At 67.5% G+C, this 13,193-nt stretch carries 13 protein-coding genes and 2 pseudogenes; 5 read left to right on the forward strand and 10 right to left on the reverse strand.

Features of this window, described 5'->3' with window-relative positions:
* Positions 1–93: 93 nt before the first annotated feature.
* Positions 94–534 carry a nucleotidyl transferase AbiEii/AbiGii toxin family protein gene (locus VGR06_RS19445; protein ID WP_327560519.1) on the reverse strand — a complete coding sequence of 147 codons (441 nt, stop codon included), beginning with the start codon at positions 532–534 and terminating at the stop codon, positions 94–96.
* Entirely contained in the window at positions 521–1,174 is a 654-nt protein-coding gene (locus VGR06_RS19450; RefSeq protein ID WP_327560520.1) for a type IV toxin-antitoxin system AbiEi family antitoxin domain-containing protein, read from the reverse strand. Before VGR06_RS19450 ends, VGR06_RS19445 begins: the two co-directional genes overlap by 14 nt.
* A gap of 1,431 nt (positions 1,175–2,605) precedes the next feature.
* On the opposite strand from VGR06_RS19450, the gene VGR06_RS19455 reads away from it, so the two are divergent.
* Both VGR06_RS19455 and VGR06_RS19460 read left to right on the forward strand, forming a co-directional pair.
* Entirely contained in the window at positions 2,606–3,931 is a 1,326-nt protein-coding gene (locus tag VGR06_RS19455) for a hypothetical protein (RefSeq protein WP_327560521.1), read from the forward strand.
* 213 nt (positions 3,932–4,144) lie between these two features.
* Positions 4,145–5,335 (forward strand): annotated as a pseudogene (locus VGR06_RS19460) (ISAzo13 family transposase); the annotation flags it as partial.
* A gap of 39 nt (positions 5,336–5,374) precedes the next feature.
* Here the strand turns inward: VGR06_RS19460 and VGR06_RS19465 are convergent.
* A complete protein-coding gene (locus tag VGR06_RS19465) occupies positions 5,375–6,799 on the reverse strand; it encodes an ATP-binding protein (protein WP_327560522.1) in 1,425 nt (474 codons plus the stop codon).
* Between the two features lie 63 nt (positions 6,800–6,862).
* Here VGR06_RS19465 and VGR06_RS19470 point away from each other — a divergent pair, with 63 nt between their 5' ends.
* The gene (locus tag VGR06_RS19470) at positions 6,863–7,114 is read left to right on the forward strand and encodes a hypothetical protein (RefSeq protein WP_327560523.1); all 252 of its coding nucleotides are present in this window, start codon (positions 6,863–6,865) and stop codon (positions 7,112–7,114) included.
* A 316-nt stretch (positions 7,115–7,430) separates the two neighbouring features.
* Here VGR06_RS19470 and VGR06_RS19475 read toward each other — a convergent pair whose 3' ends face one another.
* The 4 genes and pseudogenes from VGR06_RS19475 to VGR06_RS19490 form a co-directional block, all read right to left on the reverse strand.
* The gene (locus tag VGR06_RS19475; protein ID WP_327560531.1) at positions 7,431–7,622 is read right to left on the reverse strand and encodes a DUF397 domain-containing protein; all 192 of its coding nucleotides are present in this window, start codon (positions 7,620–7,622) and stop codon (positions 7,431–7,433) included.
* Between the two features lie 23 nt (positions 7,623–7,645).
* A complete protein-coding gene (locus tag VGR06_RS19480; protein ID WP_327560524.1) occupies positions 7,646–8,005 on the reverse strand; it encodes a DUF5753 domain-containing protein in 360 nt (119 codons plus the stop codon).
* A gap of 67 nt (positions 8,006–8,072) precedes the next feature.
* Positions 8,073–8,153: pseudogene (locus tag VGR06_RS19485) on the reverse strand (Scr1 family TA system antitoxin-like transcriptional regulator); the annotation flags it as partial.
* Positions 8,150–8,530, reverse strand: a complete 381-nt coding sequence (locus tag VGR06_RS19490) for a helix-turn-helix transcriptional regulator (protein WP_327560525.1) — start codon at positions 8,528–8,530, stop codon at positions 8,150–8,152. The pseudogene VGR06_RS19485 and the gene VGR06_RS19490, both read right to left, overlap by 4 nt.
* Positions 8,531–8,641: 111 nt before the next feature.
* On the opposite strand from VGR06_RS19490, the gene VGR06_RS19495 reads away from it, so the two are divergent.
* Positions 8,642–8,944 (forward strand): hypothetical protein, encoded by a 303-nt coding sequence (locus VGR06_RS19495; RefSeq protein WP_327560526.1) that lies wholly within the window; start codon positions 8,642–8,644, stop codon positions 8,942–8,944.
* Positions 8,945–9,118: 174 nt separating this feature from the next.
* The gene (locus VGR06_RS19500) at positions 9,119–10,138 is read left to right on the forward strand and encodes a hypothetical protein (protein WP_327560527.1); all 1,020 of its coding nucleotides are present in this window, start codon (positions 9,119–9,121) and stop codon (positions 10,136–10,138) included.
* Between the two features lie 8 nt (positions 10,139–10,146).
* Here VGR06_RS19500 and VGR06_RS19505 read toward each other — a convergent pair whose 3' ends face one another.
* The 3 genes from VGR06_RS19505 to VGR06_RS19515 form a co-directional block, all read right to left on the reverse strand.
* Complete coding sequence (locus VGR06_RS19505) at positions 10,147–11,484, reverse strand: helicase-associated domain-containing protein (protein WP_327560528.1); 1,338 nt, start codon at positions 11,482–11,484, stop codon at positions 10,147–10,149.
* The gene (locus VGR06_RS19510; RefSeq protein WP_327560529.1) at positions 11,475–11,783 is read right to left on the reverse strand and encodes a calcium-binding protein; all 309 of its coding nucleotides are present in this window, start codon (positions 11,781–11,783) and stop codon (positions 11,475–11,477) included. Before VGR06_RS19510 ends, VGR06_RS19505 begins: the two co-directional genes overlap by 10 nt.
* 273 nt (positions 11,784–12,056) lie before the next feature.
* A partial coding sequence (locus VGR06_RS19515; protein ID WP_327560530.1) for an ATP-binding cassette domain-containing protein occupies positions 12,057–13,193 on the reverse strand: 1,137 nt, incomplete at its 5' end.

Here is a 13,193-nt window from a genome sequence, read left to right on the forward strand (position 1 = left end):
CGGCCCCTCACCGGCACTGTCCACCCAGGACCCTCAGCTCAACCCACCGACTCGCACACCACGAGCAGGAATTCGCCCGATCGGTGGGGCCCGCTAACGGTGCCGAACCGGGGCCAAATCACGATGCCACGGCCACGGCCAGGGCGGATAGCCCTCTGACCTCAGAAGTTGAAGCCGGACAGTGATGCCGTCGGTAGTGGTCAGCACGGCGGGTTCGGTGTCGCGCACCGCGGTCAGGGGTGGTTGCCAGCGCAGGCCGGGGAACTCCCGGCGCGTCGTGTGCAGTAGGCCGGTTTCGAGCTTCTCGGCGGTGTCGCGGCGTCGTCCGAGGGCGATCAGGTCGATATCTTCGGACAGGCGTCCATGAGGTGCGATGGTCCGGGACAACGCGGTACCGCCGAAGAAGATCACCTCGTCGGCCACGTGGCTGCCGATCGCGGCGAGCAGGTGCGAGATCAGGTGATCGCGGCGGACCTGGTTACGGGCGACGCCGAACCGGTCGGCGACCTCAGCCTCTTCATCAGGATGCAGCATCGCCCGACCTGTCTTGGAGAACGCGGTCGAGGCTGGCTCGGCGACGTTGCGCCACGGCCAACTCGGTCAGTGTGGTGTGATCCGTGCGGGGTAGCAGCGCGTGGATCGCGGCCTCGGCTTCGTCCGGGAGGCCGCCGAGATGGGGGCGGGCGGCGAGGTCGAGCAGGGTCTGTTCCACCGTGGTCACCCACCCCGCCCCCAACTCGGTGACATGCCGCTGCACGTCCAGGCTGGTGACGGTGCGGCGGACGAACACGATGGTGGCCTCCCGGTCCGCGAGCCGTAGCGGATTGCGGTGCCGGGTGGCCGCGATGACCGCGATCCCCAGAGCGCGGGGGATGGCTCCGTGCACCCGGGCGGCCGACAGTCCCATCAACGCGACCGCGTCGATGCCCTGATCGGCGGCGGCGATGCCCAGTGCGGTCGCCTCCAACTCTGGCAGCCACGCCCGGTCGACCTGGTCATCGGGAGCCACCGCGTAGTAGCCGGCGGCGAGTCGGTGCAACGCGCCCCCACGGGCCAGGCGGGCGAACTCTGGGCGGGGATGGGCGTACACCCCCTCGGCGTCCCTGGGGCGCAGCACCCGCAGCGGCCGCCGTAACAGCTGCGGCGGCACTCGGCCCGACACCTTAGCCGCCATCACGGTCACCTCCGCAGGGTTATAACCTACGCTGATGCCACTATCGGCTTCAAGTCGTGTGGTTCGCACCGTGGCTGGGAGAGTCGATCACGGCCGTTGGGAACCTCACGACGAGCTTTGATTGCGGACAGTGACACCCGTTGACCGTTCTTGATGACGATTGTCGCCGGTCTCATCCCAGGGAAATAATTAGAAGGAAGGCGGCCAAGGGGGCGGATCGTCTCTGGATCCCCATCTCTGGCGGATTTCAATCGGCGATTCTATTGCGAAATACGCCGGGGTGATCTCGGGCTTATGGTGGCGCATGTCGACAAGGCGGAATGCCACGATCGTGTGAGGACGCCATCCAGTTCCGGGAGGAGGTTGTGTCAGAGAAAGGTCGCCGCGTCGTCCTGCATGAACGGAGGCGCCGGGATAAGTCGCGTTTCCGGGTGCAGGGCAGTGACCTGCGAGTACAGTAGGCGATCGTCAAGATGATCTCTGGCCACGAGCTTGGCCACGAACTGCCTCCCACCGGTGCCGCCGATGCCCAAATCTGCGCCAGTGGTGCCCACTAAAACGCCTGGTCGCCAGGCAAGCAGGGGTCGGAACTCCCACTACGGATCAGAAGGTTAGGGGTTCGAATCCCTTCGGGCGCGCCACACAGAAACCGCCTCTGACCAGGCAATATGTCTTGCTGGTAGATCGTCTTCAATGTGTTCGAGTTGATCTCTGGCCACGGATCTGGCCACAAATATGTCCAATGTAGACAATGTGCGAGACGAAAATCGCAGGTCAGCAGTGCTCGCCGCAGTATCAACCAGGTTCTCCCATGGGCGTCAAGTCGAGGCAGCTGGCCCTGTTGGGGCCTCGGACGGGTCTCCCGACCGGTGCGCATTCGTTCTACTGCTGAGGCCATCCCAAATCCGGCGTACTGCTCACGGACGCGATCCCGGTTGGGCGGCGGAATTGACGACTTGCTGCTGGTCGGCAGCGATGACGCGCCAGCCCCATGTTGGGATGACTCGCCAGTTCCGAGGCGCATGTGAAGCGGTACGTCCCCGTCGGCAGTGGTGTCCTGGATGGCACGGCATGCGAGGCCAGGAGGATGAGGTGTCTTCCTACTCCCGGTTAGTTGAGGAATCATCGGTTCAATCGTCATTGATCGTCCAGATCTTTTGTGTTCAACGAGCAACAGTGCCGGCTCGGCAGATGGCGGCCGTAGCGTCGCAATGACCCGGGCCACCAACGACTGGCTCGCCGCGGCGATCGCCGCCCACCTGCGACGCTGTCACAATCCGCCGTGCTGCTGGCAGGTCCCGCGGGCTGGTGCCGGTAAGTTCGGTCGAGCTATTGCTGAGCTCGGCGTAAGTGGGTGTCTATCTGGGCGGCCGGTTGGCATGATCGTTGCCGGCGGCAGGGGGACCGGGCGGGGTGCATATGCTCCCGGCCGTGCCTGTGTCGCGGAAGCGGAAGAAGAAGTCCGGCAGGTCCGGTCGGTCCCGGGTGCCGGCCCGCGCGAATGTGCTTGGCTTTCGGGGCGATCTGGGTGAGCAGGATCGGCGTGAGTTGGCGGAGGCGTGGCGGGGTATGGCCGCTTACCGGGATCAGGTTGGTGCGCGGCGGGCGTCGCTGGCCGCCGCTGCGGCGACGGATCTGGTCTCGGGCCTCGTGGCGGCCGTGGTGAACCAGCCCGACCTGATCGTGGAAGACGCGTTGTGTCTGCGGCTGGGAACACTGTTGGGCGAGGCGCAGCGGGCCTCAGTGGACGATCGGGTGGGCCCGTATGACCTAGCCGAGGCGTTGGTGGTGGCGGCCGTCGCCGAGGTGGACGCGACTACCGGGCAGGCGGACGCGTGGCATGCGCCATGGCGGGTGCTCACCGCGGTGGCCGCGATTCTGCCGTATCCGGACAGCGCGGCCGCCCTCGACGCGATCGCGCGGTTGCGGGACACGGAAGGCGGGCGGGTGTTGCCGGCCGCGCCACCCGGTCCGGCCGTGACCGGGCCGGTGTTGTGGACCCGTGACCGGTACGGCAGCCGTTTTGCCGTCGTCGCGCCGGTCACCACGGCCGGTGCGCCGGTGCGATGGTACCTGTGGGACATCGATGCCTGTGGGCACCAGGTGTTCACGGTGCATAGCGGCTTCTACCCCACGCCGGACGCGGCGTTGACCGAGTGGCAGGCCGCGGTCGGGCAGGTGGCCGCGGCCGGTACGGCACTGGCTCCGGTGGACGACCCATGGCTGGTGGCGGAGTTGTTGCCCGTCGAGCTTGGCTTCATGCGTTCCGGCGGGGAAAGCGTGGAACAGTTCGCCGAGTACCACCGCGGCATGCGGTTGGGCGAGGTCGTCAAGCAGGCGTTGCCAGACCGGGAAACCCAGCCCGATCGCGGTGTGGACGCGGCCACCGCGGCGGTCGAGTTCGCCGCGTGGTTGCGTGCCCGTGACGCCAGCCAGCAGGAGCTGCCGAAGGATGTGGACGAGTTGGCCACGGAGCTGGCCGACTCCTGGTGCATCAGCAACATCCACGCGGTGTTCGCGACGTGCTCGCCACACCGGGTCGCCCTGTGCGTGCTGCACGTGCGCGGCTATTACCTCGACGATTTCGCCGACCACCTGGTGGCGCTGCTACCCGAGTGGATCCGCTGGCTGGCCGCACACAGCGCCACCCCGGCGGAACTGGCCGATCGCTGCCTGCCCTACACCAAGGGCCAACCGCACCCGCAGATCACGATGGACAACATCGGGCCGGACTACCTCGCCCGCGTCATCGAGTAGGCCGCAACCCGACCCGCAACTCCGCACCGGATGCCCCGGAGCCATACGGACGCCGCGCTCTGTGAGTGGGCATGGGTGACCGGGTCCTCCATACACTGCCCGGCTTGTTCTTCTCGCGGCCCCTTTCGCCAATGGACCGGCTGATCAGAAGCCGTTAGGGTCCGCGAGGAAATTAGTTGATCTTGGTGTTGGTGATCGACTAGGGTTTTTGGCGTGGTTGGTGAGGACGCCTTGGCGGGCAAGCTCGCTGGGTTGCGTCCACACCTGGACGAGCGCCAGTGGCGACTGTTGCTGGGCGCAGAGGCAACTGCGTGGGGCAAGGGCGGTATCGCCGTTGTGGCGCGGGCTTCGGGCGTTTCCCGGACGACGGTCCGCGTCGGTGTGTCGGAATTCGCCTCAGGTGAGGTGTCCGGCGGGCGGGTACGTCGTGCCGGCGCTGGACGTCCCTCGACCGAACACGCCCAGCCTGGGCTGACCGAGGCTCTGGACGCGTTGGTCGATCCAGAAACACGCGGCGACCCCGAATCACCGCTGCGGTGGACGAGTAAGTCGTTACGTTCCTTGGTGGATGCGTTGGCCGGTAAAGGCTTCACCATCAGTGAGTGGACGGTGGCGCGGCTGCTCAAGGCAGCCGGCTACCGGTTGCAGGCCAACGCCAAAACCAAAGAAGGCACCCAGCATCCCGACCGGGATGCCCAGTTCTGCTACCTCAACAACCAGGCCACCACGTTCCTGGCCGAAGGCCAGCCGGTGATCAGCGTCGACACCAAGAAAAAGGAAATCGTCGGCGAGTACAAGAACAACGGCCGGGAGTGGCAGCCCACCGGGGAGCCGGTCACGGTCAACGTGCACGACTTCCCGGACAAGACGCTCGGTAAGGCCGTGCCCTACGGCGTCTACGACCTGGGCGACAACACCGGCTGGGTGTCCGTGGGTTGTGATCACGACACGGCCGCGTTCGCGGTCGCCACGATCCAGCGCTGGTGGCAGCAGGCCGGTCGAGCGAAGTATCCCCAGGCTGACCGGCTGTTGATCTCCGCGGACTGCGGCGGTTCCAACAGCTATCGCACGCGGGCGTGGAAGACCGAACTGGCCGCGTTCGCCGAACGCGCCGGTATCACGGTCACCGTGTGCCACCTACCGCCGGGCACCAGCAAATGGAACAAGATCGAGCACCGGCTGTTCTCCCACATCTCCATCAACTGGCGCGGACGACCCCTCACCAGCCACGAAGTCATCGTGGAACTGATCTCCAACACCCGCACCGCCACCGGACTGACCGTCCACGCCGAACGCGACACCAGCACCTACCCCACAGGCGTGAAGATCAGCAACGCCGAGCTGGCCACAGTTCCTCTGACCCGCCATGACTGGCACGGCGAATGGAACTACACCATCCACCCCAACCGCGACCCCACGACCACCTAATTCTCTGGCGAGCCGTTAGGCCCGCCAGGTGTCGACCAGGTCGTTGGGGCCGAGGGTGGGGATGTCGTGTGTTGTTGTTCCGGCTCGGGTTATGGCGATGAGGGGGGTGTTGTCGTTGGCGCCGGGTAGTCGGGATCGGTGAATCATCAGTTGGGCGAGGTCGTGGGTGTCGAATGGGCGGTTGTCGTGCCATTTGATGGATCCGACGGTGGTGATCTGTTTGGCGATGGGTGCGCGGTCACCGCCGACGATGTCGATCTCGGGGTCGTTGGTGCGGGTCCAGTAGCCGCCGATCGCGATGGTTCCGGCGGGGAGGATGCTGTCGGGCAGGCGGCGGAGTGATTCTCGGATCACGGGTTCGATGGCGCGGCCGCGCCAGGTGGTCCAGGAGGAGCGGATCCGGTCGAGCACGAGGTCTCCTCGGCCGCGTTCGATGTCGGCGAAGCGGGGGCCGAGGAAGGTCAGCCAGAACCGCAGGTAGGGGTCGGTGACGACGTACCTGGTCTCTTTTGAGGGCTGGGTTGACAGCGGAGTCATGGCGTCGACCAGGCGTTTGGTGGTCAGGAGGTGCAGTGCGCGGCTCAGAGAGGCTTGCGGCAGGTCACCGGCTGCCCGCCCGATCAGCGTGAAGGTTCGTTCGCCGGAGCCGATCGCACCCAGGACGCGGCGTGCTTGTGCTTCGGTGGGGAACTCAGCGGCCAGTGCGCGTTCGGCGCTGACCAGTAGTGCGGATGTGGGGTCAGTGACCGCGTCGGTGAGGTAGTCGGTGAGGGATGCGCCGTGGGGCCATTCGTCCAGGATCAGCGGTAGGCCGCCGGTGACCAGGTAGGCGTCGAACGCTTCTGCTGCCGGCAGGTTGAGCATGGCGGCTACGTCGGCGGGGTTCAGCGGTGGGATCACCATCTCGGTGGCGCGCTGGTGGAACGGTCGGCCGTACTCGTTGAGGGCTTCCATCATCGCGAGGTCGGAGCCGATGCACAGCAACAGCACGGGCCGCCGGGACAGTTCGCGATCGAACAGTGTCTGCAGCGCGCCTTCGAACCCGGGGTCGTTGGCGATGAGGTAGGGCATCTCGTCCAACACCACCACGGCGGGTTGATCCTGCGGCAGCGCCGCTGCCAGCAGCCGCAGTGCCGCATCCCAGGAGGTGGGGGTTTGGTCGCGGAACACGTCCGCGCCAGGGAGGTCCGAACTGATGGCGGACTCGGTGAACAGGCCAAGGTCAGCCGCGACGCTCGACTGCGCGGACGCGGTGAAGAACATGTGCGGCACACCTGCTCGCTCCACGAACTCCTCGGCCAGCCGTGACTTGCCGACCCGCCGCCGACCGCGGATCAGCAGGGCTCGACCCGGTCGTCCGGCGCGCCCACCCGCCCGCACCCTGTCCAACGTCCGGTCGAGTGCCGCCAACTCACGCTCGCGCCCTACAAAACCCGGCATAGCCATCCTCGATGCACTCATACGTGAAACACTCAACGATGAGCGTATCTGGCTTGGAGCTCCGTGTCACGCGAAGCGATAGGTCAACTGTTCGCCTATCGCCACTTCTGGTACCGCGAACTCGGCCAACCTGATCCCGCGCTTGTAGCACTCTTCTCCGAGCCGGTCGGGGCCGCTTTCCTGCCGCTACTGAAGTCTCTGGGCATTGAGAGCATTTGGTGGGACGGAGACACCTGGGACGGGGCAGCCCCAGATGTCATGACAAGTTTGCTGAAGATCGCGCAGGTGCAGGCGAACCAACCAATCGGCACTTGACGAGCGGAGCTCGGGTCGGCACGGTGGACGGCCACTCGACGAGGTCGCGGTCCGGTCTACGTCGACACCCGGGCGGCCGACCGGGGAACACCAGTCCTGGTGGCCGACGACGTCCGAGCTGGCGACCCACCAGTACCCGGGAACCGTCCTGCGGACGACAAAAGTACGACAGGAGCTACGTCCGCAATTACGCGACGTTCCTGGCCATCGACCACCGGTTCCTGCTCGTGTCCAGCGCGAACTTCTCGTCGAGCGCGAGATGCGCCGGCCGAAGACGGGATCTACGAGCGTGTTCTCGCCGTCGGCCAGTGAACGGTCAGCCGGTGACGCTCCTGAGCGTGTCCAGTAGGGCGGTCAGGCTGGTGTGCGGCAGGGTCAAGGTGGCGGCGGAGTGTTTGCTGTCGCGCAGGGCGAAGCGGTCGGCGGGCAGGAGGGCGGCTTCGACGCAGTTGCCGCCGCTGCCGGAGAAGCTGCTGCGGCGCCAGTTGGGGACCGGAGTGGCGGGCATGGGCGGCATTCCTCTCGTACGGGTCAGCGGAAGGCATCCCCGGCCGAGGTGATGAGCTCTAACGACTCGGCCGGCGAGCGTGCCCGTTCGGTGAGTATGCCCCACTTTTCCGTCAGTAGACGGACGTCGTCGCGGTCCTCGATGTATCCTGCGCCGCCTGGCCGTTCCGCGTAGCCGAAGTCCGGAATCGGCTCGGGCAAAGTGAGGAGCGAGAACGATCCGTCCACGGCCGGGCTGGCGCCGGCCGATATCGGCAGCACCTGCAGGGTGACGTGCTTGGCCTCGATCTCGGCGGCGAGCTTGGCGAGTTGGCCGCGCATCACCGCTGCCGAGCCGATCGGCCGGCACAGCACGGTCTCGTCGAGGATCACGTGGTACTGCAAGGAATCCGGCCCGGGTGAGCACGCGGGAGCGGGCGACCCTGGCCAGCACTCGACCCTCCATCACTTTGTGCGCCAGGCCGGGCCGGGCGCCGGCGATCATCGCGCGGGTGTAATCGGGCGTCTGGAGCAGGCCCGGCACGACGATCACCTCGAGCTGGCGGATGGAGAGCAGCGCGTCCTCGACGCTGAGCAGCTCGTGGAAGTCCTCCGGCAGGTCGTTGCGGATCGCCGACCAGTAGCCACGCTCGCGCACCCGCGCGACCAGGCCGAGGATCCATTCCGCGAGCTGGGCTCGGTGACCTCATAGGTGTCCAGCAGCCTCTCCGCGTCGAAGTCCTTGACGCCCTGCTCACGGTTCTCGATCCGGGAGAGCTTTGACCGCGACCGCCGGCCGCCCATCGCCGACAGCTTCTCGGCCGCCTCCTCCAAGGTCAGCCCGCTGCGCTCGCGCAACTGCCGCAGCGTCTCGGTGAGCTGCCGCAACCGCACCGTGGGGTTCACCGGCCAGTCGGCGTCCTGGCTCACTCGTCCTCCAATTGGGTGAAAAATGGGATTCCCACTTTTCATACTTCGGTTCCATGGTCGGGCTACTCCTACCTGACGTGATCGATCGGCGACACACCGTAGGAGGGCGAAATGACGTGCGACGCCAGCCAGGACCAGGATCAGCCACTGTGCGACCGGGCCGAGTTCGACGAGGAGATGGCGGACATGGTCGCCGAGGAGGCGCCCCGCCTGTTCGCCGTCGTGCAGGAGCGGGGTGAGCGAGTGGACGGCTGGATCGCCGCTTGGGGCATGGCCTTCGACGACCACGTGGAGGTGGTTCGCGACGGCGGGCTGATCAGCTTCGGCTCCGCGGAGCGGGTCCGCCGGCTGTTCGGCCTCCGGCAGGGGGTCACCGCGCACCTTGTCTGGGTCGGCCCGGCCGGTGTGTCGTGAGGCCGTACGATCGCGCGCATGTCTCCGGTGTCCCGTGGTCGCAAACCGAAGAAGTCCAAGCGTGCCAAGAAGGTTCGGCAGCCGACGGGACGGTGGATGCACGACGTGGTCCCGGTGCGGTCGAGTTCGCCTCCTGCGGTGCCGGAGGGGTTGCTGGGTTCACCGCGACGGCCTGTGTGGTTCGATCCGGCGGTCAAGACGGTGCTCGATGGCGCGGAGGTGCTCGCCTCGGCGCGGGGGCCCCGGGAGCTCGAGCAGCTGACCGCGGAGCTGCTGGGCGCCGAGCTCTACCGTGCCGTGCACGAGGAGCGGCAAGGGCTGCGGTTCGACCTGTGGCTCGGCGAGCTGATCACCGCGACGGCCGCACGAGCCCGCGAGGGGGCGGGATCGGCGTACCTGCTGCTGCACGGGTTGGCCTCGGTCGCCACGCCGGGATTCGCGTCGGTCGCGCTGGCCGAGCGCGACCAGCTGCGGCGGTCGATGGGCGGTCGTGGAGTGCCGGCGTGGCTGTACGACCTGCCGAAGATCGCGGCCACCGGTGAGGTCCACCGGATGCGCGACACCTACGGCACCCGGTTCGCCGTGATCGCCGGGTTCGCCTACCCCGGCGGGACCGACCGGTCGGTCTTCCTGTTCGACATCGACGCCTCCGGGTTCGTGAGGCTGGCCGGCGCGGGTGTCCACGACGATCTCGACCAGGCAGCCGGCGCGTGGTGTGCGCGCACCGGAAGCCAAGCGAGCCCGCACCTCGTGACCGACCCGCAGCAGTTGCTGTGCCTGGTGCACTGCGACGTCGACGACGAGCCCATCATGGGTGACGAGTCGCGTCCCGTGCTGGACAACTGGTTCCGCGCCCAGCGCCGAATCCACGATCTCGCGGAAGCCTTGCGCCAGAAGGGTATGCCGCTCCCGGCGAATGAGTCGCTGTACCACGATCTGGACACCGCGCCGATGGTCGAGCAGTTCGGCGATTGGTATGCCGCCAGCCACGGAACCCGGCCCGATCTCGAGGCGGTGGAGGCGCTGGCCGAGGAGTGGATGTCCGGAACTCTGCCGGAGACCTGGTTCTCGGTGTCGCCGCGCCGGATCGAGTTCCTGCTCGAGTTGATCGGCGACTGGATCCCGGACGACCCGGTCACGCTCGAGGTGAAGTCGTTGCTGCCCGAGTGGGTGCGTTGGCTCAGTGAGCGTTGACGGATCGATCAGTGCCGTGCCGGGATGACGTAGCCGAGTTTGCGGAGTGCGGTGCGGAATTTCCTTTCCTGCTCTGGTGTGACCGCGAGGTGGCGGTCGCCGAGCGGGCGGCACAGTCCACGGAGCGTCCGGTCGTGGCTGATCAACGCGGTCAGCGCAAGGTCGCCACACTCGATCACCCGGACGTGGCCGAGGTCGGTCAGCGCTGATGCGCGGCGGGTGACGTCGTCGAGCAGAGTCGACAGCGCGCCGGGCAGTTCGTGATCGGTCCGCTGGGTGAGGAAGTCGGTGAGTTCGGACAGGTCGCGTCCGGTGTCGAGGGCGCCGAGCAGGCTGGCGGCGGAGATGGTCCAAACTCGGTCGGCGGTCTGCGCGGCGTAGGCGGACAGCGTGAGCCGGTCGCTGGCGGTGATGGTGCCGGTGGCGACGATGTCGAGAGTGGGCAGGACCTTCAACGATCGGGCCGCCGGCACGTCGTCGGCCGGCGGTTGGTAGGTGTCGGTCAGGCCGAGGGCAAAGCGTCCGAGTGCGGTGAGCCGGATGGCCCGCAAACCGTCGTAGCGGCTCAGGGCGTCCAGATCGTCGCCGCCCCACTGGTCGCGGAAGTCGTCGCGCTCGCCGTCGGGGTGGACGTAGTCGAGGTCGACCAGGCCGAGGGTGCCGGCGTACTCGAACAGCACCGTCAGGGTGTAGCGGCCTTCGAGGATCTCCCAGCGGTGGTAGCCGTCGTAGCCGAGGCTGCCGTACTGGGCATCGACCAGGTACAGCTTCCAGGCCGCCCGGTCGTTGCGGGCGATGGTGGGGTTGAGGCGGTCTCGGCGCATGGTGGTGAACAGGGCGTCCACGCCGACCCAGTCACCGGTGGGCAACCGGGCCAGTGCGTCGGCGATCACCTGGCGACGGGGTTTGACCGCGGTGAGCACATTGGTCGCGCGTTGGCCTTTGATCTGCTCGATCCGGCTGAACTCGTCGATCACCCCGTGGCTGAGCCAGCGCTGCCACAACGCGCGGATGACCTCGGCCGCAGGGGTCCGCGACACGGCGCGACCTTTCGCGGTCAGGCGCAACCGTCCGGCCTCGATCGTGGCCAGGCCGCCGGCCTGCACCAGCAGTGGCCAGGCGAACGCGGCGATCGGGTCGTCGGCGTAGAAGTCGCCGCCCGCGAGGTGTTCGGCCAGGGTGCTCACGGTCGCCGCCGAGGGGCGGCTGGTCTTGTCGCTGCACCGCAGTTCGCCCGCCGCGCACAACTCCATCACTGTGCGCACGTTGGCCAGCGCCTCGGGCTCGGTGAGCCGCACCCGATGGTCTCCAGCCATGCGCAGCGGTCCGGCGTCTGTCACAGCCACTGGCGGTACGCCTCGATCCACTCCGCACCCTGCGGCGCGGGCGTCGGCAGTGGCACGTCCACGATGGGAATGCGCTGCCGGTCCCGGCCGCGGACGCACACCGCGACGATCTGGTCGTCGCCGGACAGGTCGACGCCGGTCACGCTGACCTCGACACCCAACACCGTCGTGCCGAACGGCAGGACGAGATGCTCCTCGAGCATGGTGTAGAAGCCGGTGACGCACTCGCTGTCGTTGTAACAGTCCACTGTGGCCTCGGCGATCAACGCGTCCAACGCCGCTCGGTTCGTTTTCGTCACCGCCCGCACGCTAACGGACCGGCACGACAGCCGTACGGGGGCCTATCGGGTGGCGTCCAGCCAGGGGGGTAGCCGTCGGCGACACCCGCAGCGGCCCGGGCGTGTTGGGCTCTGGCGTCGCTGTGTTGGCCTCTGGCGGGAATTGGGGACGGTTCTGGTTCGGCATGTATGACAGCGCGTCACCTGCTGCCCTCGCGATCGGCCAACACACCGACGTGAGCCGCCAACACATCGACGCAGGGCGCCAACACGGCACGGAGTCGCGAGCGTCGGTCAGGTGCTGATGTAGGCGGCGAGGTGTTGTCCGGTGAGGGTGGGGCGGGTGGTGGTGAGGGTGGTGGGGGTGCCTTCGAAGACGATGGTGCCGCCGTCGTGACCGGCGCCGGGGCCCAGGTCGATGATCCAGTCGGCGTGGGCCATGACGGCTTGGTGGTGCTCGATGACGATGACGGATTTGCCGGATTCGACCAGGCGGTCGAGGAGGGCGAGGAGTTGCTCGACGTCGGCCAGGTGGAGGCCGGCGGTGGGCTCGTCGAGGATGTAGACGCCGCCTTTGTCGGCCATGTGGGTGGCCAGCTTGAGGCGTTGGCGTTCGCCGCCGGAAAGCGTGGTGAGGGGTTGGCCGAGGCTGAGGTAGCCGAGGCCGACGTCGGCGAGCCGGGTGAGGATGGTGTGGGCGGCGGGGGTGCGGGCTTCGCCGGAGTTGAAGAACTCTTCGGCTTCGGTTACGGACATGGCGAGCACTTCGCTGATGTCGCGGCCGCCTAGGTGGTATTCGAGCACCGAGGCTTGGAAGCGTTTGCCTTCGCACTCTTCGCAGGTGGTGGAGACGCCGGCCATGATGCCGAGGTCGGTGTAGATGACGCCGGCGCCGTTGCAGGTGGGGCAGGCCCCTTCGGAGTTGGCGCTGAACAGGGCCGGCTTGACGCTGTTGGTCTTGGCGAAGGCTTTGCGGATCGGGTCGAGGAGGCCGGTATAGGTCGCCGGGTTGCTGCGCCGCGAGCCGCGGATCGAGCCCTGGTCGATCGCGACCACTCCGTCCCGGCCGGCCACCGAACCGTGGATCAGCGAGCTCGTGCCCGAGCCCGCCACCCCGGTGACGACGACCAGTACGCCGAGTGGGATGTCGACGTCGACGTTCCGCAGGTTGTGGGTGCTGGCGCCGCGCACCTCCAGTGCACCCGACGGTGTGCGCACCGATGGCTTCAGGGAGGCGCGGTCATCGAGATGGCGGCCGGTGATGGTGGCGCTGGCCCGCAGCCCCTCGATGGTGCCCTCGAACACGACCTCGCCGCCCTCGGTGCCGGCGCGCGGGCCGAGGTCGACGACGTGGTCGGCGATCGCGATCGCCTCCGGCTTGTGCTCCACGACCAGCACGGTGTTGCCCTTGTCCCGCAGCCGCAGCACCAG

Source organism: Actinophytocola sp. (genome assembly GCF_036002505.1).
Lineage (GTDB): Bacteria > Actinomycetota > Actinomycetes > Mycobacteriales > Pseudonocardiaceae > DASYTH01.

Bases quoted from the DNA above. Each gene is read 5' to 3' on its own strand.
- VGR06_RS19445 (WP_327560519.1), bottom strand. From the start codon at position 534: ATGCTGCATCCTGATGAAGAGGCTGAGGTCGCCGACCGGTTCGGCGTC.
- VGR06_RS19450 (WP_327560520.1), bottom strand. From the start codon at position 1,174: ATGGCGGCTAAGGTGTCGGGCCGAGTGCCGCCGCAGCTGTTACGGCGG.
- VGR06_RS19465 (WP_327560522.1), bottom strand. From the start codon at position 6,799: ATGCCGGGTTTTGTAGGGCGCGAGCGTGAGTTGGCGGCACTCGACCGG.
- VGR06_RS19475 (WP_327560531.1), bottom strand. From the start codon at position 7,622: ATGCCCGCCACTCCGGTCCCCAACTGGCGCCGCAGCAGCTTCTCCGGC.
- VGR06_RS19495 (WP_327560526.1), top strand. From the start codon at position 8,642: ATGACGTGCGACGCCAGCCAGGACCAGGATCAGCCACTGTGCGACCGG.